We start from the raw sequence: 25,859 nt of genomic DNA, 5'->3' as shown, positions 1-25,859 counted from the left end.
AAGCAACCGGTATCGCGAGATCGGGATGACCTGGTCTCGCGACCTCACCGCCATTGCTCACCGGTGAGCGTCGGGATACGTGCGTTGAACGCCGATCAATGCGATCCATCGCGAATGTCAGTCAAAATTATTTTCGCGTCCACCAACATCCACTCATGTCTTCACTTATCTGTCCGTGTTCGCGTCATCAAAGGGCGATGGAATCGCAGCCTTGAAGTTCACCTCGCCCCTCTCATGTCTTCGCCATGCACGTAACTTTCGTGCCTAACCAGCGACCGGCAGCGCCGTCGCACAAGCTCGCATAGCGAGAGAAGGAGACAGTTATGAAGAAGGCTAAAACGCTCACCGGTGAGCAAAACGCAAAGCCGAATCAGGACGACAAGCCAGATCGGGAAGGCTTGCCGACAATCTCGCTCGACCAAGCAGTTGCCAAAGTAAATGCCGGATGGCGTAAACAGGCAACAGAGATGATGAAGCTTGCGCAACTCTGCAAAGCCACACGCGATGCGCTGTCGAAAGATCAGCGGAAGTTCCTTATGGAACGCGTCGATATGGGCCGCGCGGTATTTAACAAGATCTGCGCAATCGCTGATACGCCATTTCTTCAACTTCCTGAGGTACAGAACAAGATTCCCTCGGGCTATTCGTTGGTGTGGGAATGCACCAAGATGAAGGAAGAGAATTTCCAAGCCGCCATCGAATCGGGAGCGATCCATCCCAAGATCACACGCAAGGAAATTCAAGCGTTGCTACCACCAAAGTCCAGCAACATCACCAAGGGCGCTAAGATCCCTCTACTCAAGATCAATGTCGACTGGTCGATGCCGGAGTATCGCAAGCGCTCCTTTGAGGATTGGCTTCGCGAAGGTCATGATAAGTTCCCGGGTATCAAGATCAACTGGGACGACCTCGACAAGCTGAAGAATGCTGAACGAACATCCGCAGAGCAGGAGATACCCAATGAGAAAATCTCAGTGGTGCCTGAGTTCGACCCAGAGACTGTCCTGGACCATGCGGACCCAAAGGAGGAACAAGTTTAACACTCTCGGAGGCACGTTACTTTCTTAAGGAGGCGGTCATCGTTGGCCGCCTTTTTTCTTTCGACCGTTGTGCGGCTGATGGGCTTCAATTGAGCGCCTGGAGGGGTGAAAAATTCTTTTGCCTCATCGGCCGATGCCGGGCTCACGACCACATAAATACGAGCGTGACACAGAAACCACGCCCTTACAGAGACAGCCTCTTCGCGCAGTTGAATCGACAGGAGATCGATGAACCTGACCGGAGTTCATCAGGTGCATTCGGCCAACGGAAAACAATATTTCTTTCCCGTTTGGCTCAGAGGATCAAGCAAGCGACAACCGAGGCGGAGCTAACTAACACCTTACGTGGCCGCGCTCCTTGTCCGGCGGAGCAAGATCTCGCCGTTCGACAACTGCAGATCATTCGCGCGAGCAATGTCCGCGCCAACTGCTCGATTGTCCTGAAATTCGATTGGACACCGAATAGGCCTGAGTCAGCAGTCGCCGCATCACTGTGCATCCTTGAATGGCGGACGCGTCTCCTCAAAGACTTCGCAAAGACGTTCCGATTGTCAGAGGATGATCTGGCAGATGACTTCGTTGCTGTTCCCGAAATCTGGAGCAAGGACGGAGACCCTGTTCCATTGCACTATCACATCATAATGCAGATTCCTGAGGCCGCTCTAACTTGGTTTCAAGAAACCGCACACAAGCGCTGGATGCAAGTCCTCGACCACTTCGAGCTCGGCGGTCGCGTCCATATCGAACCGATTACATCACAGCGAAAGTTGTCAAATTACATTATGAAACAAGCCGACATCGATTGGGTGGCACAACATATCCTGTTGCCAATCGATGTGGAGAAGTACCGGAACGGCTAGCTGGCCTGCCGTCTCCTTGATGATGACCATCTCGATTCTCGTTCGCCTGCGAGAATCACTACATCCAAAGGAATGACAAAAATTCAGAAGTGTCCAACGAAGGTCACAATCAAAGAACTAATCAACAACAACGATATCAGGATCAACCCGATACATGTCTAAGTACAATCACTTCAAGAAGCCATCGAAACGAAACAAGCCAAAGCGAATTGATGATTATCCTTCAACGCTAAGAGGTCCATCTCAGAACAAGTACGGCGGTCAAAAGATGATCCGCATGCGTGGATACCCCGGCAACACATACGGACCCGCATCCGAGGTAAGACGCTTCACGAAAGAACAATGTGCAGAATATGAAATCAAAATGCGCGAAGAAGATCGCTTGAAATAAACCCAATCAGAGCGGCGATGATTGGTTTGATGTTCGGATTGGTGGATAGGGTCCGATTATGAAATTGACGTCACGATCGCCGCTTGCTCGCCATTCAAACGGTTGCCGCATGCTGGAAATAATTCCTAGATAATAATTCGAGCTGCTAGTCCTTTGGCGTCCTCCGCTTTTGTCACATGCAAGAGGATACCTCAGCCCCCTCACTCTGCATCTTGCTCTCTACCTCAGGTTGCGCTTGGATAGTGATCTTGGGGAGCGAGATATGGTCAGGATCTTTTCGATCGTTGCTTTTCTTCTGGTCGTTTGGGCTGGTGCCGCTAATGCGCGTGGTCCGTACGGATCTATCAAAGTCGGCGCTTGGAGTGGCGGAGCATTCACCGACAACCAAACAGGCGCCTTCTCAAACTGCATTGCCAGCGCAACATATAACAGCGGCATCAACTTTGGGGTGGTCGTTTCGAAGGACTACAAGTGGTTCTTGGCTTTCACTCACAATAGTTGGACCCTTTCACAAGGACAGAAATTTCCGATCGTCCTCAATTTCGATAATCAAGCAACGTTCAATGTTGTTGGCATTGGAGTGGCCGCCACTACGGTCTTCGTTCCAATGCCAGACGACTCATCGTTGATTAGAAAATTTCGGGCTTCTCGAACAATGTCCGCCTTCGCCCAAGGCAATCTGTTTCAATTCAATCTCAACGGGACTTCTGTTCTTATTCCTGCGCTGGTAAACTGTGCGAAGACAATCAATGATCGCGGTCTTTCGGCTGCAGGAGACTTTGCAGCTCCTTTCGCCAATGCCGCGAACAGTACTCCCAAGCTTACCGCTCCTGCTGGAAAGCCATTAACAAACACATCAAGCTTGCAACCTGGAACTCCTCAAGAAGGCTCTCCGGAACTGCAAATTGAAGCGATGCAAATTGCTTCAAACTTCATTCTTAAGGCCAACCTGAGTCGCCCTTCTCTTTTGACTAGGTCTGAAACGCCAACGGCCGTTGCCTCGACTGGAGCCGCCTGGAAGGCGGACGGATCGACCGGTTTCGTTCGCATTATTCCGCCTCAACAAGGCACGTCGGGTCTGGATGTTGCGGCTGCGATCGTTGGAAATGATGCAAAGGAATGTAAGGGCAAATTTGCGTCCGCTCGGAATAGCGAGCTCATCGACAGCGAAGTTGTATTCAGAGGAATGTCATCCTGCGAGGATTCTGAACGGTCGGCAATTGCCGAGTATTTCATTTTTCCCCGAAAGGCCGGTGGGTTCATCATGTTTTCGGTGCTGACCCCGAGCGGATCGCTCAACGCAACACCTCAAGCACAACAACGCGAAGAAGTGAACGCGGGTTATCGCAATGCGGCGTTTAAAGCGATCGGTCCATAAGCGGCGCATCGCCGAGATAACCTTTTACATTTAATTCGCATGCGGCTGCCTCCATTGGTCGGGCAAATGAAGAACGTTCTTATCGTCATACTTCTAACATCGGTTATTGCTCTCGCTTCAGTGCTTGGACTGGTACTTCAGGATACCGAACAGCCAAATTCGGATCTCGATCGCGATATGACCAGGGTGCGCGCGGAAATCGTAGAAGCTCGTCGCGAGAGCGAGAAATATTCGAGCGGCCTCGTCAAATCTTTCATCGACCTTAGACTTTCGGTTCTCCAAGCAACCGACGCTATGCTCGACCAAAAGCGCCGATCACTATTCTGGCGCATCTCGCTAAGATATCCGAATATGGCCTCCGCTGCTCGCGTGGCGCCTGACCAAGAGCTTACTGAAATACTGGATGAATTACGGCAAGCAGAGGATCGAGCTAATCAAGCTCGCACTGAAGCAGCACGCTATTCCGGCGGGCTTGTACAATCGATGTCGTTAGCGCGCGTTGCAATCGACGACGTCGCAATCTCCCAGCTTCGCCTTAAGTTCTATTCGGCCAAACACGGATTTCCAATTCTAACTATCAGCGCTCCCAAAGCGAATGATTCAGCAACTAAAGGAAAAATCGTACAAGATCGGGACGGCTTATGAAATTAATTTTGACGCTTATCATTGTGGCGCTCTCTTCTTCAGCACTCGCGCAGTCAGATCAAGCTCCGTTGGGGCTAAAATGGGGGGTGTCTCAAACCGAAATCACAGCCCTCGGGGCTGAATTCCGTGAGGAAAAAGAAGACAGTTACGGTAAGGGAGTCGTCTTTACTAAGCTTCCGCAGGTAATAGCCGACGCTGAGATCGTTCTTGGCTCGTTCGGATACAATGATCGCTTGTACCGCATCGTGATAATCAGCAAGTCTTTCGCAAACGATCCGTTCGGATCGTCGGTGTTGTCGCGATACAATTCGTTGTCTTCGCTGCTTAGCGAGAAGTACGGAAAGCCAAGCGTAAACCATCGGCTCGGCGATTCAATCTATGCCGAGCCAAGATACTTTCTTTCCGGCGTAAACAACGGGCGAACCTCTTGGTACACTAACTTCAAAACACCAGAAATTTTTGTTCAGCTTGGTCTCTTAGCAGAAGATAGCTCCAGCGGCAGATGGAAGATCATCTATGAGAACGCGGCGATCAAAAAGGATTTTGATAAAGTAAAGCAATCCCGGGAGAAGAATGCGCTCTAAATTGAGATGCTTGGTTTGATTTTGTGTCTGGTGGTTAGAGTCCGATTACAGAATCGCCGCCATGATCACCGCTCGCTCCCCTTTTAGCGGTAACCCGTCAAGGACACCGATTGTACGTCACCAGATAACGTCCGAGCCGAACGAGTTTACCGTCTCGGAGTTCGAGATTTTCCTTCACAATTTCCGTCTCGCCCTCCGAACTGCATTTCATCGTGAGTGCGAAGCGATTTCCTTGGGGCACAACCTTCTTTATCTCGCACGTCGATTCGTATCCTTCGAATTTTCTCTGCGAGTAAGCTACGAGCCCGTTATCCTGCTCGCCCGGCTTTGACCGGCAAGCATCTGGTTTTTCGGCATACCATTTTCCGACAAACGATCTATTAGCGCTCGCCTCCGTCGCAAGCCGCTCGTCCTTTGACCGTATTACAGACATCGACGAACCGTCCGATTCAAATCGAAGTAAATACTCGATGCCTTGGTCGTTCTTAGCTGTGCATGAAACCGTTCGAACTTGACGCTCAGTGAAGTCTCCAGTCTGAATGCATTTACCTGTTGCTTGCTGTATTAAAGGAACCGGCAGGTCATTCCGTCTTGGCCGATCCTTGGAATTAACAAGCATACGATCGATCGGCAGCTCGTAGGATTTATCAAGCGCAATAGTGCCATCCGATCTAGAGCCCGAGAATGATATAGCGCGGCCATCATCCTCAGGATCATCAAGCACCATTGTGAATAGAGCGCGACTACCGGTTATGATGTAGGATACCGGGCTGCAGATATAACTCTTATTAGCCACGGCTGCCTGACATCGGCCCTTCATTAACGCGCTAATTTCTATGTCAGCAGATTGAGCACCAAGATCGGCACCAGTGCAAAATAGAATGGGAATTGCCAGGATCGCTCGACTCGCAACCATCACGATTTCCCCTTGGTTTCAGCCGACGCGATCAAGATCGAGTTCGCGTACTCCTCTGCTGCGACGAGCCTGCTCTACCAGGTTTCGTAGATTCTCGCGTATCGCTCGCGCATCTGCGACGTACCGAAGCTGAAGAGAGCCGCCTTTGCTGGTAAAATCGCTGGAGTGAATGGTGATAGTGCCAATATTGAAGAGCTGATTTAAGAGAGAGTAATTCACGCGAACGTCTTTGATGCGGTACAGCTCAATTTCGTCGACTGTGCGAAAGATGATTCCCTTTGCGATTTTGACCCGCTGGTTCGTAATCGTGAACTTCGTGCAGAGGTGGGCAATCCAGATGAGTGCCAGAATCGGCAATCCGACCAGTACAAAGCAAAATAGTAAGACAGACCACCCCTCCAGCGAACCAAATATCCACCGAATGGTCGATGGCCTGATCGTCGCAATTTCGTTCTCACCACCAGTAATTGATTGCTGATCCATTTCATGCTCCCAAACCAAATCGGGAACTTATAGGACATTATGTGGTTTTAAAGCCACATTGTTTTTTCGGCTTTAAAGCCGTGGGGAAGAATCTTACGTTGCGGTTGTCTAACCTATGGACATCCGCCAACTATTTGCCGCCAACCTTCGCCGAATTCGGGACGAGAAAAAACTCTCCCAAGAGAAGTTGGCATACGAGGCTGAGGTGGATCGTGCTCATGTTAGCAAGATCGAGCGCCGCGTGACGTATGTGGGGCTTGAGATCGTTGAAAAGTTTTCAAAGGTTTTGCGCGTTGAACCGGCTGAATTCTTTCAGCCAATCCAACGCAAGCGTCCAAAAAAGTAGCTTTTTGACCCTTGGGACTATGCTCAACGTTAGCGAGAGCCACGATTACCAATCATTTTGGCTCAGCGAAGTCGCCATGAGCATTCGGTTAAACAACAAAGTCGGAACACCGATCACCTTCAATCCCCTTTAACTGCGTGTAGATCGTCCGCAATCCAGATGAGAATAGATCGCAACAGCTGTTGACGCAGAAAGCGTTTATCGTCATTATTTGCTAATGATTGTCATTTGCAATAATTCCATAACCCTCCCATTCGGTAGAACCCCAAAATGTAGGGACTGGATCCTATCGACGCCACTACTTCTAGTTGGCGTTCATGCGACCTTCGGTGAGGAAGGTAGTGGCAAACGTTCCTACTCTCTCTCCAATCCAACCCCGGATTCTTTCCTGCGAGAGATGACCACAGATCGACCCGACATCACCGAAGTGCCCTTTACGGTTGATGCGGGTCGCGTCCAAATCGAGACGACCGGTGTCGGCTTCTCGCGTTCGCGTCCGGCTGCGAACGGAGCGGTGACTCAAGGTTATGAGTTTATAGGGAGCAACATTCGCGTTGGATTAACTAAAGACCTTGAAGCAACCATCATGGTCTTACCGTACGCTCGACAGAGAACTCGGAGTTCAGAATCCGAAACGACAGAATCGGGGACAGGAGCTGTCGTCCTTCGCGCTAAGTATAATCTATGGGGAAACGACACTTTCGGGAAAAGTGACTCAACTGCCCTTGCAGTTCTGCCCTACATTTCACTTCCCACTGATCGTCAGAACGGAATAAGCCCCCAATTCGTGGATGGCGGCCTCCAAACGTTTTTTGCAGCCGATCTGGGACATCAATTCTCTCTCGGAATCAATGTGGGATTGCACGCGGTAAAAAATGCTGATCCGAACGCACGTCACATTGAAGCGACCGGTTCAATGACACTTGGCTACCAATGGTCTGAAAAATTCACAACCTACGTCGAAGCAGCCGTGAGAGGCGGCACCCAAGACCCTCTTGGAGATATTGTGCTTTTCGGCGGAGGTCTCGCCTATAAGGTCAATTCAAATCTTCAACTTGATGCCGGTGTAAATTTTGGTGCCACGCCAGCATCGCCGAGTATAAATCCATTTGTTGGGCTTTCAGCTCGGTTTTAATATCGCAGGTCATTAGCTCTATTTGACCCGCATTCCTCGCCTGTATTTCCCCATGGCAGCAACCCGCCTTTTCAGCGTCAATGCAGGATTTTCAACGAGCTTCCAGGAAGCAAATCCAAAGAGCGGAACAATAACTATCGACACAACGGCCAACGTTGTGATGTCGATACCTGGAAATGCTTGCACGATAGACTGTTGAACTGGCCATCCATAAATGTAGGTTCCGTACGAGATGTCGTTCGCTCGGCAAAGGCGAGTGGGCCACCCGAAATCGATCGCTCCGGCCACAAGAACCCAATGAGCGACTAGAAGAATATAGATTTGATCTCGAACTAAGGAAGAAGAAAGTAGAATCGTTGCTGCCGTGCTCACGGACAAAAGTGCCGGAGACAAATCGATACTGTGTCGAAATCGATATGATATTACGCCGATTAAAAAACAAACACTGTAACGGCCGACTTGATATAGCCACGTCGAGCCAGGCTGTGCGGACATAGCATTAGCGTGAAACATAAGCGCGATCGCAGCACATAGCGCAAAAAATAGAAATGGAGCCCAATTGAACACTCCAATACGCATTAATATCGCGAGCCCGAAGTAATTCAGTATCTCGTACTTCAAAGTCCAGAGTGGGTTATTGATCGCCCCCGAGAAAACAACGTTTGTGAATATCTCTTGTGGAGGTATCGCCCGTGAAAATTGAAACGTAACAGAGAATGGATAAATCCAGGTACGAGAATCTCGAAAATACTCGGTGAGCGGCAGCCCTGTAAGAAGCGGGCCGGCTATAAAAGCGAAGACAACGCCAAAAGCGAAAAGTCCAGGCAGCAGTCTCAACGCCCTCGCCAAAATATAATTACTCAAACTTGGGTTACGTTCGAGACTGTGGGAAAGCGTAAGCCCCGATACAACAAAGAAGGCATTTACCGCGTGCCCGCCCAACGTAAAGGGAGTTGTTCCCTGAAGTGGCTCTGGTGCATCTATGGCGCTGTTAATCGCGAAAGCATGTGATACCAGAACGGCTAGAGCGGCGACTAATCGAATAAGATTGAAAGAATTCCGCTCAACTTCGAGTATATCGACCAGTCTCGGACCCTTCCAAAGCATAGTCCGCCACGTCACTGTTTCTTTCTCAGCGAACGACATGGCTAATTTCTTTTCTGCTTAACGCTTGAAGTGATCGAGCGCGGAGACTCAGAAAAGTCGAGATCGGGATAATCACATGTCTTCTCCCGCTAATCTTTTGAGTTCGTTTTTATCGTTTTCCTTGAGAATCACTTGCGCAACTAAGTCATAGGCTCGATTCGCTGCCATTAATTTGGTCATTTCTCCCACAGCGTTGACATTCGACATCTCAAGGACGCCCGTCGCCAACCTAACGGCACTCGGTGGCACATCGATGGGGGAGCTTTCCGTCGAAAATAGTCCACCGTCCTCAGCTCGTAGCTTACGAGTGTCTTCAAATCTCACGATGCGAAGTTGTCCGAGGCTACCCTGCTTTGTGGACACTGAACCATTTGGGCCAATCATAAGCTGACTACTTCCGTTCGGGACCGAGACTCGCCCGCCAACTCCAAGCACAGCCTTTCCTTCGAGCGTAGTTAGGTCACCCTTGGCATCGAGCGTAAAAGACCCCACGCGAGTATATCTTGGCCCGTTCGCCGTCTGGACGACGAAGAAAGACGATTGGTCTACGATTGCGACGTCCAAAGGATTTCCTGTCGGTTTGAGTTCGCCCTTTGAAAAGTCGATAAACTGCGTCGCCGCAACGAGTGATCGCCTGGGTGAGGGCACCTCTTCTTTCGCCTGTGTTAGATACTCTTGAAAGCCAAGGTGGCTCGCTTTGAACCCGGGTGTGGTTTGATTTGCCACATTGCGGGCCACGTTATCGAGCTGCTGCCGCAGCACAATTAAGCGAGAGAGGCCTATAATCTCTTTGTCGCTCACATCAGTCTCCGTGATTTCGCACACGCGCGTCCGTCGCAATCGCCGCACAAATGGCGACGCCGCAACAGCGCCCTACCGCGAGCGGGGCCTTAACGACTGAAATTCAAGTAAGGTGAAAAGTGACTGGACTCGAGGTCGTCCGCCTCGTCCTAAGCCACGCTTAGCAAGCTATTCCTCGGTGGCGGCGGTTCGACGCCCACCAAATATCCAGCATGCGCATCAACCAACAACGGCCAAACAGGCATGATTCCGGTTGATCTATGCGTCGTGATTTGCGGTGGCACGGGTATCGACGTGGAAAAGCAGCTGTGGCAATGCCAACCTATTAACTCTGGTCGCTGCGAATGTTGATCGGTGTCATGTCTCAATGACAGCCAATCTGACTGCGTCGACTTGGGAGTGAATGATTCAACATGATCATGGGTTACAATCGAGCAAACCGAGGTTATGACGGCAAGCGTTCCGATAAGAAGCCTAATAAGATTTCGCGTACGAGAACCGCGATACTTTAGGCTCTCAGACATGGAGCACTACCTCCGCTGCCCTGACTGCTTCATCATCCAGCTGAATTGTAACATGATCGATGCCGAAGTCGTCCTTCATCAGACGCCGCGCCTGCACTAAGAGTTCTCGGCTGTTCGCAAAATCTGCAACAACTAGATGGCAGCTCATAGCGTCGAAGCCAGACGTAACGGTCCATACATGTAAATCATGAACCGCAATTACGTCGGGAAGCTCCAGCAGCTTCCTTTCAAGAAGCCCTACGTCGACGTTAGGAGGAGTTCCCTCCATTAAGATATGTGTGACTTGCTTAATCAGTATCCACGTCCGTGGCACGATGAACAGGCCAATACCGGCACCCATGATCGGATCAGCCAAGCGCCATCCGGTCCACATGATGATAAGCGCCGCTACAATTACGCCCACTGACCCGAGCATGTCGCCTAGGACTTCTAGATAAGCGCCCTTGACATTTAGGCTTTCGGACGAACCGCCCGCCAATAGCCGCATGCTGATCAGGTTTACAATGAGACCAATTGCGGCAACGATCAACATTGGGCCGCTTAGAATCTCCGGAGGAGCAAGGAACCGCTGATAGGCCTCATACAGAATGTACACGGTTAGCAAAAGAAGAACGACAGCATTAGTGAGCGCCGATAGTACCTCGGTCCGCAGGTATCCGTAAGTCAGTTGTGGGGTCGCCTCTCGCGCAGCAAATCGAATGGCGAGCAAAGCCAGCGCGAGACCTCCAAAATCCGTCAGCATATGAGCTGCGTCTGCGAGCAACGCCAGGCTACCCGTTACCAAGCCACCAACAACCTCCGCGATCATGAAGGTGCCGGTGAGCACCAGCGCCCAACGGAGTCGGTTTGCATGCTTTGCTGCTGCTGTTCCTGTAGTGCCTCCACCGTGCATCCTTCAGGCCTCCATCTTCTGCTTACCACCGACGGTGGCGTCGTCGCCTATAAGACCACGCAGTTTCTCTTCAAGTTCGTCAAACAAGAAAAAGCTGACATCGTCTAGAGAGCCGTGTCCCTTAGCAAAGGGCTGCTCCAACAAGCGTATAAGATACAGCGCATATATGAACATGTAAGATATGAAGCCAAACATCATCGCTGATGCGGGATCACCCTCGGTTTTGAGGAACAGCATCATAATGACGATCGAAAACACCAACGTCTGAACTAAGACGTGGACAGACGGAACAAATTCTACGCGCTGAATTTGATAGACGCGCAGCATAGATCGACGAAGGATGTCTTGCGTTGCACGAAGCCGAACCACGAAATTTGCGGCCATTCCCATTCCTTCGAGACGTCCAAAAATCGGTGTTAACTTTGCCAACTCGTTCAGAGCTGGAGGAATATCCTTGTGATCTCGAGTATGACCTAAACCGACTCTCAGCTTATCAAGCGTTCCTAGAAGAATGTACCGACATTCGTTCAGATCAAACTCCTTATTGATTTCGGCAAATGCCTCGAGATCGCCATCAATCGCTTCAATTGAAGTCCTGATATCTGCTGGAATTCGCTCTGCCTCTTTATAGTCAGTCAGAATGCTGGACAGGAGAAACCCTATAATAAAGATTGCGCCACCGATTCCGCTTGTTAAGAGCGCATTGAGCTCTAGAAATTCGAAACCAAAGTAATGGACACCGATTTTCGCGCATCCCAACACCAAAACGACCGCAACTACGGTAAAAAATAGTCGAAACTTTTTGCGATAGCTAAGACTTGCGCCTCCGAGATGGAGATGCTGAATAATCGATGATGGCATCTATTGTCCACTAGGTTGGGTTGTGCGCAGCGAGAAGCCGCGACCATTCCAGCGATATGTTGCTGTCGAATTTTTCGAAATAACTTTTAGTCCAGCTACTCCGTCTGCATTAGTCATCTTCAGATCAATAGCTTTCCCCGAAAAAACCATGCGGTAGCCACCTCTCGTTTTCAAATAAACTTCATGAAGGCACCCGCTGCTATCGCAAATCACTGCGCGATTATCGCAAGCGTACTCTTCAAAATGCAGCGATACGAAACGCGCGCCATTCGCTTCAATCGAAGGCGCGAAGTAATGGGCAGCAGCGGCCGCGTTACCGCACAAGCGCTCAAGAGTGTAAAGTCTCTTCCGCAACTCAGAAGGTAAGCTGTCGATGTGCTCAGAAGCCCACGGCCTCTCGATAATCATGCCGCTGCGTGCGAAGGATTGACCGCATAGCAGCAATGGGAGCAGAAGTAATGCTAAAGGAAAGGCTCTATCCGATCTCATGAGACAGCTCCCTTCGCTTTCAACGCTGGCCCGCCACCTACTTGATCGAAAACAATCCCGACTCGGTGTTCGGCTGTCCAAACACGGCGGCACGAACGCGAGAAATGATCTGTAGGAATTAGCAAAACAAAGCGGTAGGGAATCCCAAGAGGGCTTTCCACCTCGAGCAATGCTCCTGTGGTACTTATGTTGCGAACGATGCAACTGATCGCGCCTCCCTCGAATGAGATTGTGCCGGATTTGAGCACCCGAGTACGACGCTCCACTCGTTTCTCGTCCATGACTTCTCTCCAATACGAGATCAAGTGTCATACGGCTGGTTTCAGCAACCGAAGCGCATTTAAAGTCACGAGGATTGTCGCGCCGGTATCAGCAAGAATCGCTGGCCACAATCCTGTAACCCCAACGATTGTGGTGACGAGGAAGACGGCCTTTAAACCCAGCGCGACGACAATATTCTGCTTGATATTGGACATGGTTCGGCGGGATAGCTCGACCATCGCTGCCACGTCAGTGACGCGTGCGTGGAGTATCGCAGCATCTGCAGTTTCAAGTGCGACGTCGGTACCACCACCCATGGCAATACCAACGTCCGCTGCAGCAAGTGCAGGGGCATCGTTGATGCCGTCACCTATTTTGGCGACCCAAAAGCCCTCTGACTTTAGTTCTCTTACGATCTTTTGCTTATCTTCTGGCAATAGCTGCGCTCTTACTTCAATACCCAGCTGATTCCCGATTGCCGTTGCTGTGCGCTGGTTATCGCCAGTTAGCATCAACGCGCGGACATTAAGGCTAGCTAGGGCGCTAAGGCCTATTTTGGCATCGGCGCGTGGCTCGTCTCGCATTGCAATCGCCCCGGCTAGCACTTTGTCGATTTGGACCACCGAAACGGTCTTGCCTTCACTGTTTAAGGCCGAGATGCGGGCTTCCTGCTCACTGCTCAATTTCGAAATGTCATTAGCTGCCTGCGGAGACCCGATAAAAATTTCCTTACCGTCAACTGTTGCGCGAATTCCCCTTCCGCTAAGGGCACTGGCATTTAAAGCGCGGGGTAAAGAGAGATTTTCATCTGACGCCTTTGCCAGAATCGCCAGCGCTAGCGGGTGACTAGATCCGGCTTCAAGGGCAGCTGCATATCTCAACACATCTGTATCACTGGACCCGAATGACACGATATCCGTAATACGTGGCTTTCCTGCCGTCAGCGTGCCCGTTTTATCGAAGCAAGCTATTGTAATTTTTCCAACCTGCTCGAGAACTCCGCCGCCTTTCATCAGAAGACCACGTCGCGCTCCTGCGGCAAGGCTAGCGGCAATTGCTGCTGGCGTAGAAATGACGAGTGCACAGGGGCAGCCAATTAGCAGGATTGCGAGACCTTTGTAGATCCACTCCTTCCACAATCCACCTAGCGCAAGCGGTGGAAATACTGCGATCAACAGCGCGACCAGGACTACGGCCGGGGTATAATAGTGGGAGAAACGATCGATGAATCGCTCGGTTGGAGCCTTCGACTCTTGAGCTTCTTCAACCAGGCGCACAACCCTAGCAATCGTGTTATCGATCGCGGCAGCAGTAACTTTGACAATGAGGAGCCCTTCGCCATTGATTGTACCGGCGAAGATGGCTTCTCCAGGTCCTTTTTGAATAGGAACACTCTCGCCCGATACCGGAGCCTCATCTATCGAGCTGACTCCCGAGATAATTGTTCCGTCGGCGGGCACTCGGTCCCCCGGACGAACCTGAATGGTCGATCCCACCTCGAGTGTGCTCGCCTTGACTTCGCGGACCTGCCCATTTTCCTCAAGTCTCGCCGTAGCAGGTATCAATTCTGTGAGGCTCTGGATGCTCGCTCGCGCCCGGCTTGCCGCTACGCTTTCTAAAAGTTCTCCTATCAGGAATAGAAAGACTACTGCCGCTGCCTCCTCGGCCGCACCAATAAAGACAGCGCCAACCGCAGCCACTGTCATTAACATTTCAATCGAGAACGGCGTTCCTGCGCCTGCCGCTGCGACGGCCCGCCTAGTGATCGGTATTAACCCAACCAGCATCGCTGGCAAAAACACCCATCGTTCGGCTTCTGGAAATGTCTTTCCCAGCAAGAAGGCTAAAGCAAGTGCGCCGCCCGTAGCGATAGTAAGTAGCCCTTTGTTCGATCGCCACCAAAACCTGTCTATAGGTCCATCGCCGTGAGTGTGTTTGGTATGATCGCTATCGACCACTTTTGGAGGGGGGACGCCATCACCGGTCGTATGATCAACCTGCAGAACTTTATAGCCAAGACCGGTAACCCGCTTTGGTAGCGTCTCTGCATCAGCACAGTCATGTTTCACAGTAACGGTTCCCGTGGGCACGGAGACGTTGACCTCCGCAACCTGGGCAACACGCTTCAAGGCATTCTCGATCTTGATTGCACAAGACGCGCAATCCATACCCTCGATTCGCATACGGGTAGTGGTTAAAATCTCGTCGGTCACTGTCGACTCCATTCGCAAAACCAACGCCGCAGCATAGACTCGGAAGAACATTTAGAGATGAGAGACCTGCACTGCCTCACTTCTTCGTACTTCCACTCTCTTCTTCTCGTAACCGCTGATAGAGCGCGGCAACCGCGTTTGAATACAGTTGCTTGGCATTCCGTTCGCAATAGTCTTCAAGAAAATGCAATTGATTAACGAGATCGTATGTAACGGGACTGAGATTTAGCTGGTCATCGATACCCGCCGCTTGGCTTACGCGTATTCCGCTCAAGAAGCCCTGAGCCCAGGCCATGTAATCCCTGCGCAGGATGGCATTCGATTTTTTGTCATCAAGAAATCGCTGACATGTTACCGATCCCAAGCCGGTAATCTTGGCATCGCTCTCTGCTAGAGCCATTGAACCTGTCACTAACAGAAGAGTCGATGCTGCGAGGATTAGGTGAATCAGAACCCGAATCGAGCTGTAAGTTGCCCGCCATGCGTTGGCTGAGGTGGCGAGACCCGCAACCGCCGTCAACCTGATCGCGCGCAACAGCACTCTCACTGAATCACCTCACGAATTTTGCTTGACCCGACTTTCCATCCTTAGTCTTCAGAATCAGCGTTACTGGGGCATGAGCTGGCACAGATTTCTTCGCTTCGCCTTTCAAGGTGTTATCTGCCGCTGGCGAAAGCGTCACCGTCTCTTTGTCAGCGCCGCTTGCTACGAGAGCGGAGCCAGTGAAACCACTCGTCGAAACAGGTTTGGTGGCATCATCGAAAATATTGAAGGTTATCGTGTTTCCCGAAGTTACTAATTCAGCATGCACGCCCGCGACGTCCTCAATTAGTCCTCCATTCGGACCTTTCGCTCCGTGAGCATGCTGAGCCGCGACGGGCGAAGCAGTTAACAGAGCGGCAGCTATCAGCAGAACGATCTTCATTTTATTTTCCTTTCAGTGGTGGATTATCGCGCGCGCAGATTCCTGCGGTTCGCGCCTGAACAGAACGTAGAGAGCTGGAAGTACAAGTAGCGTCAAAAGAGTGGAGGAGATGATGCCGCCAATGACCACCGTAGCGAGCGGTCGTTGCACCTCTGCGCCAGCTCCCGTTGCGATTGCCATGGGCACGAAGCCCAACGAAGCAACGAGCGCCGTCATTAGGACCGGCCGCAATCGGGTTAGAGCGCCTTCCTCAACTGCCTCCAATATTGTTTTACCCTCGTGCCGCAAGCGCTCGATGAATGTAATAATCACCAAGCCATTAAGGACCGCGACGCCAGAGAGCGCGATAAAGCCGATGCCTGCGCTGATGGAAAGCGGAATGTCCCTTAGGATGAGCGCAAATATTCCTCCAGTCAGCGCAAGAGGAACGCCGCTGAAGACGAGTAACGCATCGGCCGCCGATCCGAGACTCACAAACAGGAGTATAAAGATGAGAAGAAGCGCGATCGGGACCACAATGGTTAAGCGCTGCGTAGCCGATACGAGTTGTTCGAATTGACCGCCCCATCCGATCCAGTAACCTTCTGGAAGTTTGACTTTCTCCCCTACTTGCCGCTGCGCGTCCGCAACAAACGAACCAAGATCGCGTCCGCGGACGTTTGCCGATACAACAATACGGCGCTTCCCGTCTTCTCTGCTAATTTGATTGGGACCCGGAGCAAGGTCGATCGAAGCAAGCTCCGACAGTGGTGCGTAGCGAATCTGAGCAAGTGGTGAGTTGCCCCAAAGCGCTGGAGTCGCCTTCGACTGGTTCTCAAGTGGAGGCAATGGAATCGGCAATGCTCTAATAGCCTCGACGTTAGACCGGAGATGTTCGGGTAACCGCACAACAAGATCGAAACGCCGGTCTCCCTCAAAAACTAGGCCAGCCGTTTTGCCACCGACTGCAATCTCAACAAGGTTCTGCACATCAGCAACGCTGATGCCGTAGCGAGCAAGAGCCTGACGATCGAGGCTGACGGTCAGCACCGGAAGACCCGAGACTTGTTCTGTCTTTACGTCTGCCGCGCCCTGGACTGTTTGAAGTACGTTCTGCACCTGTCCGGCGACTTGGGCTAATACCTCCAAATCATCGCCGAAAATTTTCACGCCTACGTCACTTCGAACTCCCGAGATCAGCTCATTGAAGCGGAGCTGGATCGGCTGAGATATTTCGTAACTACTTCCGGCTATCTCCTCTGCGGCTTCCTCAACTTCCTTGACGACTTCCGATTTTGGCTTCTTCGGATTTGGCCATTGATCGCGCGGCTTCAGCATGACGTAGCCGTCAGAAATAGATGGCGGCATTGGATCTGTAGCGACCTCAGCAGTGCCAGTGCGGGCAAACGTCTCCTTAACCTCGGGTATTTTTAGAAGCCGCTGCTCTAGAAGTTTCTGCATCTCCAGAGATTGCGTCAGGCTTGTACCCGGAACACGTAACGCCTGAATAGCAATGTCACCTTCATCTAGACTTGGGATGAATTCACCACCCATACGCGATGCTGCAAACCCGCTGACCACGATAAGAACGCCAGCGAGTGCAGCGACCGACTTACGATACTTTATTGATTTCTCAAGAAGTGGAACGTAGACGTGCCGCGCCCCACGCATGAACCAGTTTTCCTTCTCAGAGACACGCCCGGTCACAAGAAGCGCAACCGCTGCCGGCACGAAGGTCATAGACAAAATGCTAGCACCCAAGAGCGCTATCAAGACTGTTAGCGCCATCGGCGTAAACATCTTACCCTCAACCCCCGTCAGAGTGAGGACTGGAAGATATACGACGGCGATGATTAGAGTTCCGAAGAGACTCGGCTTAATGACCTCGCGTGACCCGGCGAGAATCGCGTCAAACCGTTCCTCTCGGCTGAGAATGCGCCCGCGCTTTTCTTGTTCGTGTGCAAGCAAGCGTAGACAGTTCTCGACAATAATGACCGCACCATCAATGATAATGCCGAAATCGATTGCGCCGAGACTCATCAAGTTGGCGCTGACTTTGTTCTGAAACATGCCGGTAATCGTGAACAGCATCGACAATGGAATTACCAAAGCCGTTGCGATCGCTGCTTTGAAGTTTCCTAGGATCAGAAAAAGAATTACGATAACCAGCAGCGCGCCTTCTACCAGATTTTTTTCCACAGTTGCGATCGTTGCATCTACGAGATGTGTCCGGTCGTAGATTGCACGCGCGATAACACCATCCGGAAGAGAGCGCCCGATTTGATCGAGCTTGGCACCTACGCGCTGAGCAACTGATCGGCTGTTCTCTCCGATGAGCAACATCGCAGTCCCAAGCACCATCTCGTTTCCATTGAGAGTGGCCGCTCCGGTACGGAGATCCTTTCCTTCCTTTACTTCTGCAACATCGGAAATCCGAACAGGCACCCCGTTGCGAGTTCCGATGACAATCTGTTTGATCTGATCGGTATTGGCGACCTGTCCCGGCGTTCGCACAAGATACTGTTCGCCGTTGCGCTCGATATAGCCAGCGCCAACGTTCGCGTTGTTGGCCGCCAGAGCCGCCATTACTTCGCGGAAACTGAGCTTGTAAGCCATCAATTGCGCTGGATTGGGAAGCACGTGAAATTGCTTTTCGAAGCCACCGATCGTGTTGACTTCTATGACACCTGGCACGTTCCGCAACTGAGGCTTAATAATCCAATCTTGAATGGTTCGGAGATCGGTTGGACTGAAAGCCTCACCGTTAGCCTTCTTTGCTCCCGACTTCGCCTCGACCGTGAATAGATAAATCTCTCCGAGGCCGGTCGAGACGGGCCCCATCGCGGTCTCGATTCCGTTTGGAAGAATATCTTTTACCCGTTGAATCCGCTCGTTAACGAGCTGCCGAGCGAAATAGATATCCGTGCCGTCTTTGAAGACGACTGTTACTTGACTGAGACCATAGCGCGATAGCGACCGCGTATTTACGAGATTGGGAAGTCCACCCATAGCCGTCTCAATCGGAAACGTGATCCGTTGTTCGACTTCCAGTGGAGAGTACCCGGGTGCATTAGTGTTGATTTGAACTTGGACATTGGTGATGTCCGGCACAGCGTCTATCGGCAGACGCGTGAAATTCCACACGCCGAGTCCCGCCATGAGCAGAACGCCGATCATTACCAGCCAGCGCTGGCGAATGGAAAAGGAGAGAATGGCGTCGATCATTAGTGGGCTCCGACAAGCGAGCCAAAGGACCCGGCATAGAATGGTGAAGGCAAAGTCTGCCGCATGAGAGCATCAACGGAGATCGCAAGATCGACTAATGCGTTATTGGCACTGCAATTAGTGGTCATGGGATGCCGACCCCTTCGCCAACTCGGCCTTAACAACAAAACTATTTTTGGTGGCGTACTTGTCGCCCTCCATGAGACCAAACACGATCTCTACCTGCTCTGGATCTCGCGCTCCGATCTCCACATCGCGTACTTCAAACTTGGTTCCGTTACGCACAAATACCACGGTACGATTCTCTACCGTCTGAAGCGCCTCGGACTTCACGGCCACAGGAACCTCCTTTGCCGTAAGGATAAGTCGAGCAGACACGAACAAGCCCGTTTTCAGCCTAAGATCGTCGTTCGGAATAACCGTCCTAGCGAGCGCACTTTGGGTGTCGCTGCTTCCTATGGGCGAGATGTAGGAAAGTTTCGCTTCAATGGGTTTTCCGCCATCACCGACATCAATGAGGACAGTCTCGCCTAGCTTAACTCGCGGCAAATCGCGTCGATTGACGGAAAAGTCGACCCAGACAGTTGATATGTCTGCAACAGTGAAGGCTGGCTTCTGTTCCGATGCATATTCACCCAATGAGATCTGACGGTCGATAACAGTGCCAGAGATAGGTGCCAGCATTTCGTAAACACTCAGACTTTGGTTACTTTCGACTTTGGCGAGAAGATCACCTTTTTCTACGCGGTCGCCGATTCGCTTTCGTATCTCGCGCACAACACCGGGAAAGCGGGGTGTGACCTGAACCAACGTTTCTTGATTCGGCTGCAAAATGCCGTTCAATTGAATTGAATCGCGCAACGTACCCTTCGATGCAGCTGCGATCTCTATACCCGCAGCAGCCACCTTCACATCGCTCATCTCGACGCCTTCTGAGCCGTGACCTTTTTCGGCTACTGACCCCTTCGCGGTAGGCGGCACAGCCTTAGAGGAAGAAAACGCATAGACTCCGACGGCTGCTGCGATGATCACGCCAGCGGCCATCGCTACTTTAGAAACTCTGCTCATCTTGCGCTCTCCCGAGCCAATGCAAACGGGTTACCGACCAGCCCTTCGATAGTGGCGACGGCAATATGAAAATTCTGCTGGGCTTCTTGCTCGCGCAACCGCGCCTGAGCTACCGACGACTGCGCATCGAGAACTTCGAGAAGCGAAAAGCGACCCTGCCCATAGCCTTCAAGTATAGCGTCAGCGGCCTGCTTCGACTTTGGAATGGCGATCTCGCGAAGGGCTGCCAATTCCCGCAACGCCCCCTGTAGAGAGTCATAGGCACGCCCAGCAATTATTATCAGTGCGTTTCGGTTGGCCTCACGCTCCGCACGAGTTTTCGCAAGGGCCTCTTGAGCTGATACGATATTACCTTGGTTCTGATCGAATACCGGTATCGCTGCGGATATACTCAGTCTAACAGCATTGTCTGCTGTTTCATTGTAATGCCGCCATCCCGCACCGACGCGCAAATCGGGATACGGTCGAAGGCGTGCTTGCAAGAGTTCGGCATTCCGCTGCGCATATACGGCGGTCCATCGTATTAACTGAGGATTGGCATCGATAGCCGAGACCACGGAATTGAAAGATGGTGGACGACCGTGGACATCGAGTCGGCCAGCAACCGACGAGAATTTTGGAGTAATATCTCCCATAAGCACAGCAAGTTCACGCCTTGCGCTCGCAAGAAGCGATCGCACCCGCTCCCGGTCGGCCTTCACAAACGAAGATGCGACTTCTGCCCTGCCCGTTTCCGCGAGCGATGATGCACCAGCCTCGACCCGACGCTGCAACAGCGGAGTAATCTTGTCTATTTGCGCGACTTGCTCGTCGAGAATTTGGATTCTGCGTTGCGCGCCCAGGACGGAGAGGAAAGCAACAGCCGTTTCTGAAAGGACTTCAAGACGAACGGCCTTGCGTTGAATTTCGGCAGTCTCGACTCCCGCCTGGCCCACAGCAATCCGCGCTGCCCGTTTACCGAACAACTCGAACAACTGACTGATCTGCAGGGTGCTTTCCGCTGACCGAGTGCCACGATAAGCGCCTGAGCCCAACGAATTGTCTAACTCAAAGGACACCTCGGGATTAATCAAAGCGCCTGCTTGTATGCGTTGCCCTGAGGCAATGCCGACGTCGCGCTCAGCAGCCGTCAATCGTGGATTTGCAGCCAAGGCACGCTGCAACGCGGTCTGGAGTGACAACGTTTGGGAGTGCGACACGCCAGCGAGCCAAGGGCTCACCAACAATGCCGATGCGCACGCAACTCGCGTGGCAACGCTTCTTACGGACATAATATTTGAAACCTGAAGAACAGCCAAATTCAGGCGCAGAAGCGCCTGGTGAATATGTTCAGGTCAGGAATTTTGGTGGAGGTGTATCCAGCTCCGGCACGCTATCCGGAAACCCCAGCTGCGGAGGGGCAATAGTAGCCGCCCCCTGCTTAATCGCCGCAGCTACCAGCGGAGGTGCTGCGATAGTTACGGAAAAGCAGCCATGACAGTGATTCTCGGCTAAACCACCCTTATCGGAGTGGCCATCGCTCGTGTCAGAAGCCGATAGCATGACGGTCTGAGCAGGTGAAACGAAAAAACCTACGTCTGTAAGGCTGTGAACCAGCCCGCCAAATGCGTACACGAGCATCAAGAACACAACCGCTAACCCGCGAACGGTGCGCAGGTTTTGAGCTGAATTGATGGTCAGTTTACGTGACAAATGACGAATCCGGTTGCTTAAGTCGTTTACATAGCATGCGTGACGACCAGATGTCGATCCGCAACATTATTACATTCTTACCGCCCGCCCTAAACATGGCTCATTGAGACTGGTTCCCCAAAGTTCCACCAGCGGCGCCAACTTTATTTGGGCCGCAAGGACCGGACCCTACTCTCCAACTGCAATCTTCAACATTTCGCAGCGTACTCGATCTCGCAAGCCTGATAGCGCACTTGATAGTTCCGAGAAGGCTTCGTGATCGAAGTCGGCGCAAATGCATTCACGCATACGAGCCCGAGTACGAGACAGCCGCAGAAGATGGGTACTCGCGCTCTCCGTAAGAAAAAGCCGCGTAACACGTCGATCGTCCAGAAGCCTCCGCCGTCGGATTAAATTTCGGCTTTCAAGCATTTTCGACTGAGCCGAGACAAATGACGCATCGACATGAAGTAGTGCAGCAACGGCCTTAACCGACAGCCCTCGACTGTCGCTCAGCTCTTCGATCGTTGTTAAGATCATCCACTGAGGCCCGCTGATACCAATGCGTTGGCCTAAATGCTCAGCTACCCGCATCATGTAAATGCTGATGGCCGAGATATCTCGGCATATCTGATTAAGCAGTTTATCGTCGGCCTTTCGTAGCTCAGGTATCCGCGCCGACGAACTGACGGAGTGACGCGCGGGTTTGAAGGAATGCGGTCCTTGATCCCGCCTCGTGGATTTCTTTGCACTTGGTCGCCTATCAATCGCCATACGAATCTCCAGTTTAATGAGGCAGCGCGCCACAACCTGTGATCTCGCCGCCATTCAATTCCCTCGCGCGCTCCTCTCACGCAAAGCCGCAAGCCTCTGCATCCAACCCACGGTCAATTGCCTTCGCGCCGTGAGCCGACGCTAAGATTCGAGGCTGCGGATGAGAAGTGATACCGGCTGCGACTTTGCGGAGAGGATCAATCCGAAGAACGCACCTTAAATTTGTGCGACCTCAGATCTGACCAATTTTCACGCGAACGCTAAACCGAATTCTTTCGGAGGGGGTGTATTCAAGATTGGCGAGAAATCTCGAAACGAGATTGCGATCCATACGTGGATGGTCACGGGTATTTTCTTTGCAGACGCAATATTTAGAGGGCTAAGAGCTATCGGAAAGCAATCGTGGCAATGGTCACGATTCAGTTCGAGATCGCCCTCATTGGGCGAATCCATCTGAACAGTAACAGCCGATGCCGCACCCCGAAATTCATACGCCCGGTGCTGCTGCAATCCACTGACGAAATACGCGATAAGAAGAACGACCACGCCGATGGCGCGGGCAAGTGTAGCTCTTGTGCCAATTGTAAACCGGAAGTTCTGCACTGCTACGATTCTCCTGACCGCGAGTATTAGCCGAATCAGCTTTTCACCGTCCCGCGACAAATCGCCTTTCTCAACTTAGCGTTACGCAATATGCTGCCTAGTACTCGGCAGAGGTAAACAAACCCGTGGGGAATTGGATTTGAGCGTTGCGTTCACCAAGGAAGAAAGCGCTGAGACCGCGTCAGAAACTCAGCTGCCTGATCGAGCCATTTCCGAACATCCTAATCTTGTTACCAGTAATGGATTGAACAGGTTGGAACACGATCTACGCGAAGCGAAAGCTGCGTATGAATCCGCACAGCAGGTTGAGGATGTGAACGAGCGCAGACGCCTTGGAGCAGTTCCTTTGCGAGATGTTCGATACTTCACTGAGCGAATTCGCACCGCACAGGTCATGCCGAACCAAACGACAACGGATGTTGTTGCGTTCGGAAGCACTGTTAGATTTAGCCGAAGTGACGGGCGCGTAGAAGAATATCGAATAGTTGGCGAAGATGAAGCCGATCCAAAGGCGGGATCCATTTCATTTGCGTCACCTATTGCAAGGTCCCTAATGGGAAAATCTATGAGGGATGTTGTCGGCGCGGGAGACAGAGAGATCGAGATTCTTCAAATCTCCTAATCCACCACGATCGTACCGTGCTTTATTTCGCTGACTTGTTGATGATCAGGAATCAGGCAAGCAAACTCAAATTTTCCCACCTTTGAAAATACCCAGACAAATGACGCGGTTGATCTTGGTGCGATAACCCGGCCACTTTGATAATGATGGTCTAAATCTTTGATCAACTTCATAGTTTGAGCGTGTGCGAGATTTTCAAGATGACTACCGAGAACGAACTCATGCGTTTCGTCTGTATCGTTGTCGATAATGAATTTCACGCTTTCTCGACGCACAAAGCGAAGTTCTCTAGGTAAGAAACTAAATTCGCTTCCATGTCCTGAAAGCTTAACGGTAACTGCCACCGTTTTAGCCGTTAGCCTCCCAGGCTCTCCAGCATCGATACTAAGAAATATATCTTGGACCTTCTTACGGGGCCCGCCAATAGCAACGTCTGTCGCCAACAACGTTGCAATGCAGACCAGCCACTTAACCATTTTGACCATATTCTAACCTGCTCACGCTATCTTTGACTAGCAACGGACTTACCGATCATACATCTGTCAGATTGCCCTACCCGGCCATTCGGAATGATAGTCATCGATCACAAATTCATGGACATGACGAAATCCGCCATCAACCGACATTGCGCCGGCCAGATGCTGATGACCTTCCGGTAGCTCCTGGTGGATATGTTCCAGTTCGGCAATATCCTGCGATGGCCACAAACTTAATGCCGCCGCGATCGCGATCGCGGCAATCGCCGCGAGCAGCACAAATGTCATCGATAACCCAAGCTTTGCTCCGACCCATCCGGCAACGGGATAGGCGAGAAGCCAGCATACGTGGGATAGCGCAAACTGAGCGGCAAACAGCGCGGGACGGTCCTCGGCCTGGGAAGATCGCCTCAGCAGCCGCCCAGAGGGCGTTATCACGAGTGAATAGCCGAGTCCGATAAAGAACCACAACGCGAGCAGCGCGAAATAATTCGTAATTATTGCGCTGCAGAGCAAGCCGAAGACGAGCGCTGTCGCACCACCCAACATCGCACCTCGATCAGGAAGGCGATCCAGCAATTTGGGCAAAGCAAAGGCGGCCAGCATTGATCCGCATCCAAATGCCGCCAGAGCCATAGCCGTGGAACGCTGCCCCAAAGCAAATCCCGATTGTACCAAGACCACTGTGTTGACGATAACCATCGCACCAGCCGCAGCAGCAGCTATGTTCAGACAGAGAAGGCCTCGCAGGCGAGGCGTCGCAAGAAAAATACGAATCCCTCGTGTCGTGCGATCATAGATTCCGCGCGGCTTGGACGGTTTTGGGCTTGGAATGATGACTGAGACAACAAGCAAGGCGGACGCCAGAAATCCCAACATTGTTCCGGTGAACAACTCGTGAAAATTCAGAACCGCCAGAAGCATCGCAGCGAGCATAGGGCTGGCCACACTTTCAAGGTCGTAAGCCAATCGCGACAATGAAAGTGCCTGAGTGTAATCCCGCTCATCGGGCAGCACATCCGGTATCGTTGCCTGAAATAGCGGGGTGAACGCTGCGGAAGAGGACTGGAGAACAAAGATCAGTACGTAAATTTGCCAGATTTGAGTCGCGAACGGGAGGAAGATCGCTACTGCGGCCCGTACCAGATCGAGCGTGACCAGCATTTTCCGTCGATTGAAGCGATCAGCAAAAGCAGCGGCTATCGGGGCAACCAGAACGTATGCGACCATTTTGATTGCGAACGCTGTACCCAAGACGGCACCGGCATTCACTCCAGCCAAGTCGTAGGCCAGCAATCCCAGTGCGACTGTCGCCAACCCTGTTCCGAGCAGAGCAACAAACTGCGCGACGAATAGATGACGGTACGTGCGATTAGCGAGAACGCTCAGCATGGCGCTTCCTTATACGCTTTTGGCTCAGGGATTGGGCTGATCATCCACGAAGATCTTCGGCTTTACGCTCGCCTCGATGAATTGACGAACAGGGTGTGCGCAGCCACATCTATATTCGTAACACTGTTCGAATTTCCTACTCGTCCCGATGTCGTCGC

Annotated in this window: 27 protein-coding genes; 8 read left to right on the top strand and 19 right to left on the bottom strand. The window is 51.8% G+C overall.

The window, feature by feature from the left end; translation table 11 throughout:
* Positions 1 to 323: 323 nt before the first annotated feature.
* The 5 genes from AC1RM7_RS21225 to AC1RM7_RS21205 all read left to right on the top strand — a co-directional run bounded on the left by AC1RM7_RS21225 (position 324) and on the right by AC1RM7_RS21205 (position 4,898).
* Complete coding sequence (locus tag AC1RM7_RS21225) at positions 324 to 1,040, top strand: hypothetical protein (RefSeq protein WP_492236121.1); 717 nt, start codon at positions 324 to 326, stop codon at positions 1,038 to 1,040.
* 164 nt (positions 1,041 to 1,204) lie between these two features.
* Positions 1,205 to 1,900: a hypothetical protein gene (locus tag AC1RM7_RS21220; protein WP_492236122.1), complete on the top strand. Its 696-nt coding sequence runs from the start codon at positions 1,205 to 1,207 to the stop codon at positions 1,898 to 1,900.
* A 653-nt stretch (positions 1,901 to 2,553) separates the two neighbouring features.
* Positions 2,554 to 3,669: a hypothetical protein gene (locus AC1RM7_RS21215; protein WP_492236123.1), complete on the top strand. Its 1,116-nt coding sequence runs from the start codon at positions 2,554 to 2,556 to the stop codon at positions 3,667 to 3,669.
* Positions 3,670 to 3,735: 66 nt separating this feature from the next.
* Positions 3,736 to 4,314 carry a hypothetical protein gene (locus AC1RM7_RS21210; protein WP_492236124.1) on the top strand — a complete coding sequence of 193 codons (579 nt, stop codon included), beginning with the start codon at positions 3,736 to 3,738 and terminating at the stop codon, positions 4,312 to 4,314.
* Entirely contained in the window at positions 4,311 to 4,898 is a 588-nt protein-coding gene (locus AC1RM7_RS21205) for a hypothetical protein (RefSeq protein WP_492236125.1), read from the top strand. Before AC1RM7_RS21210 ends, AC1RM7_RS21205 begins: the two co-directional genes overlap by 4 nt.
* Before the next feature lie 97 nt (positions 4,899 to 4,995).
* On the opposite strand, the gene AC1RM7_RS21200 is transcribed toward AC1RM7_RS21205, so the two are convergent.
* On the bottom strand, positions 4,996 to 5,814 hold the full coding sequence (locus AC1RM7_RS21200) for a hypothetical protein (protein WP_492238158.1): 819 nt from the start codon (positions 5,812 to 5,814) through the stop codon (positions 4,996 to 4,998).
* Positions 5,815 to 5,832: 18 nt separating this feature from the next.
* Entirely contained in the window at positions 5,833 to 6,297 is a 465-nt protein-coding gene (locus AC1RM7_RS21195; RefSeq protein WP_492236127.1) for a PH domain-containing protein, read from the bottom strand.
* Between the two features lie 115 nt (positions 6,298 to 6,412).
* On the opposite strand from AC1RM7_RS21195, the gene AC1RM7_RS21190 reads away from it, so the two are divergent.
* Together AC1RM7_RS21190 and AC1RM7_RS21185 are read left to right on the top strand one after the other, a co-directional pair.
* On the top strand, positions 6,413 to 6,643 hold the full coding sequence (locus tag AC1RM7_RS21190; RefSeq protein ID WP_492236128.1) for a helix-turn-helix domain-containing protein: 231 nt from the start codon (positions 6,413 to 6,415) through the stop codon (positions 6,641 to 6,643).
* Between the two features lie 397 nt (positions 6,644 to 7,040).
* A complete protein-coding gene (locus AC1RM7_RS21185; protein ID WP_492236129.1) occupies positions 7,041 to 7,778 on the top strand; it encodes a transporter in 738 nt (245 codons plus the stop codon).
* A gap of 18 nt (positions 7,779 to 7,796) precedes the next feature.
* On the opposite strand, the gene AC1RM7_RS21180 is transcribed toward AC1RM7_RS21185, so the two are convergent.
* The 15 genes from AC1RM7_RS21180 to AC1RM7_RS21110 form a co-directional block, all read right to left on the bottom strand.
* The gene (locus AC1RM7_RS21180; RefSeq protein ID WP_492236130.1) at positions 7,797 to 8,924 is read right to left on the bottom strand and encodes an acyltransferase family protein; all 1,128 of its coding nucleotides are present in this window, start codon (positions 8,922 to 8,924) and stop codon (positions 7,797 to 7,799) included.
* A gap of 72 nt (positions 8,925 to 8,996) precedes the next feature.
* Positions 8,997 to 9,725 (bottom strand): flagellar basal-body rod protein FlgF, encoded by a 729-nt coding sequence (gene flgF, locus AC1RM7_RS21175; protein WP_492236131.1) that lies wholly within the window; start codon positions 9,723 to 9,725, stop codon positions 8,997 to 8,999.
* Between the two features lie 516 nt (positions 9,726 to 10,241).
* On the bottom strand, positions 10,242 to 11,141 hold the full coding sequence (locus AC1RM7_RS21170; RefSeq protein WP_492236132.1) for a cation diffusion facilitator family transporter: 900 nt from the start codon (positions 11,139 to 11,141) through the stop codon (positions 10,242 to 10,244).
* A 3-nt stretch (positions 11,142 to 11,144) separates the two neighbouring features.
* Positions 11,145 to 12,002, bottom strand: a complete 858-nt coding sequence (locus AC1RM7_RS21165) for a hypothetical protein (protein ID WP_492236133.1) — start codon at positions 12,000 to 12,002, stop codon at positions 11,145 to 11,147.
* Positions 12,003 to 12,491 carry a hypothetical protein gene (locus AC1RM7_RS21160; protein ID WP_492236134.1) on the bottom strand — a complete coding sequence of 163 codons (489 nt, stop codon included), beginning with the start codon at positions 12,489 to 12,491 and terminating at the stop codon, positions 12,003 to 12,005.
* Positions 12,488 to 12,772, bottom strand: a complete 285-nt coding sequence (locus AC1RM7_RS21155) for a PilZ domain-containing protein (RefSeq protein WP_492236135.1) — start codon at positions 12,770 to 12,772, stop codon at positions 12,488 to 12,490. Before AC1RM7_RS21155 ends, AC1RM7_RS21160 begins: the two co-directional genes overlap by 4 nt.
* Before the next feature lie 27 nt (positions 12,773 to 12,799).
* Positions 12,800 to 14,935 carry a heavy metal translocating P-type ATPase gene (locus AC1RM7_RS21150; protein WP_492838049.1) on the bottom strand — a complete coding sequence of 712 codons (2,136 nt, stop codon included), beginning with the start codon at positions 14,933 to 14,935 and terminating at the stop codon, positions 12,800 to 12,802.
* Between the two features lie 106 nt (positions 14,936 to 15,041).
* Positions 15,042 to 15,512 carry a hypothetical protein gene (locus AC1RM7_RS21145; protein ID WP_492943917.1) on the bottom strand — a complete coding sequence of 157 codons (471 nt, stop codon included), beginning with the start codon at positions 15,510 to 15,512 and terminating at the stop codon, positions 15,042 to 15,044.
* Between the two features lie 4 nt (positions 15,513 to 15,516).
* Positions 15,517 to 15,891 carry a hypothetical protein gene (locus AC1RM7_RS21140; RefSeq protein WP_492236137.1) on the bottom strand — a complete coding sequence of 125 codons (375 nt, stop codon included), beginning with the start codon at positions 15,889 to 15,891 and terminating at the stop codon, positions 15,517 to 15,519.
* Positions 15,892 to 15,903: 12 nt separating this feature from the next.
* Entirely contained in the window at positions 15,904 to 19,095 is a 3,192-nt protein-coding gene (locus AC1RM7_RS21135; RefSeq protein WP_492236138.1) for an efflux RND transporter permease subunit, read from the bottom strand.
* Between the two features lie 117 nt (positions 19,096 to 19,212).
* Positions 19,213 to 20,163 (bottom strand): divalent metal ion exporter adaptor subunit IhpB, encoded by a 951-nt coding sequence (gene ihpB, locus AC1RM7_RS21130; protein ID WP_492236139.1) that lies wholly within the window; start codon positions 20,161 to 20,163, stop codon positions 19,213 to 19,215.
* Positions 20,160 to 21,434, bottom strand: a complete 1,275-nt coding sequence (gene ihpA / locus AC1RM7_RS21125; RefSeq protein WP_492236464.1) for a divalent metal ion exporter subunit IhpA — start codon at positions 21,432 to 21,434, stop codon at positions 20,160 to 20,162. The genes ihpB and ihpA overlap by 4 nt, the downstream gene beginning before the upstream one ends.
* A 58-nt stretch (positions 21,435 to 21,492) precedes the next feature.
* On the bottom strand, positions 21,493 to 21,855 hold the full coding sequence (locus AC1RM7_RS21120) for a hypothetical protein (RefSeq protein WP_492236140.1): 363 nt from the start codon (positions 21,853 to 21,855) through the stop codon (positions 21,493 to 21,495).
* A gap of 168 nt (positions 21,856 to 22,023) precedes the next feature.
* Positions 22,024 to 22,428, bottom strand: a complete 405-nt coding sequence (locus tag AC1RM7_RS21115) for a MarR family transcriptional regulator (RefSeq protein ID WP_492943921.1) — start codon at positions 22,426 to 22,428, stop codon at positions 22,024 to 22,026.
* Positions 22,429 to 22,857: 429 nt separating this feature from the next.
* Positions 22,858 to 23,211: a hypothetical protein gene (locus AC1RM7_RS21110; RefSeq protein ID WP_492236142.1), complete on the bottom strand. Its 354-nt coding sequence runs from the start codon at positions 23,209 to 23,211 to the stop codon at positions 22,858 to 22,860.
* 139 nt (positions 23,212 to 23,350) lie between these two features.
* Between AC1RM7_RS21110 and greA the strand changes: the two genes are divergently transcribed.
* Complete coding sequence (gene greA, locus AC1RM7_RS21105) at positions 23,351 to 23,833, top strand: transcription elongation factor GreA (RefSeq protein WP_492236143.1); 483 nt, start codon at positions 23,351 to 23,353, stop codon at positions 23,831 to 23,833.
* Here greA and AC1RM7_RS21100 read toward each other — a convergent pair.
* The gene (locus tag AC1RM7_RS21100) at positions 23,830 to 24,318 is read right to left on the bottom strand and encodes a cupredoxin domain-containing protein (protein WP_492236144.1); all 489 of its coding nucleotides are present in this window, start codon (positions 24,316 to 24,318) and stop codon (positions 23,830 to 23,832) included. The genes greA and AC1RM7_RS21100 overlap by 4 nt on opposite strands.
* A 57-nt stretch (positions 24,319 to 24,375) precedes the next feature.
* Entirely contained in the window at positions 24,376 to 25,701 is a 1,326-nt protein-coding gene (locus AC1RM7_RS21095) for an MFS transporter (protein WP_492236145.1), read from the bottom strand.
* Positions 25,702 to 25,859: the final 158 nt, after the last annotated feature.

It is taken from the genome of Afipia sp. GW822-FHT03D08, from assembly GCF_058801645.1.
Note: the sequence above shows the minus strand (reverse complement) of the source record. Positions and strands in the feature narration are given on the sequence as shown.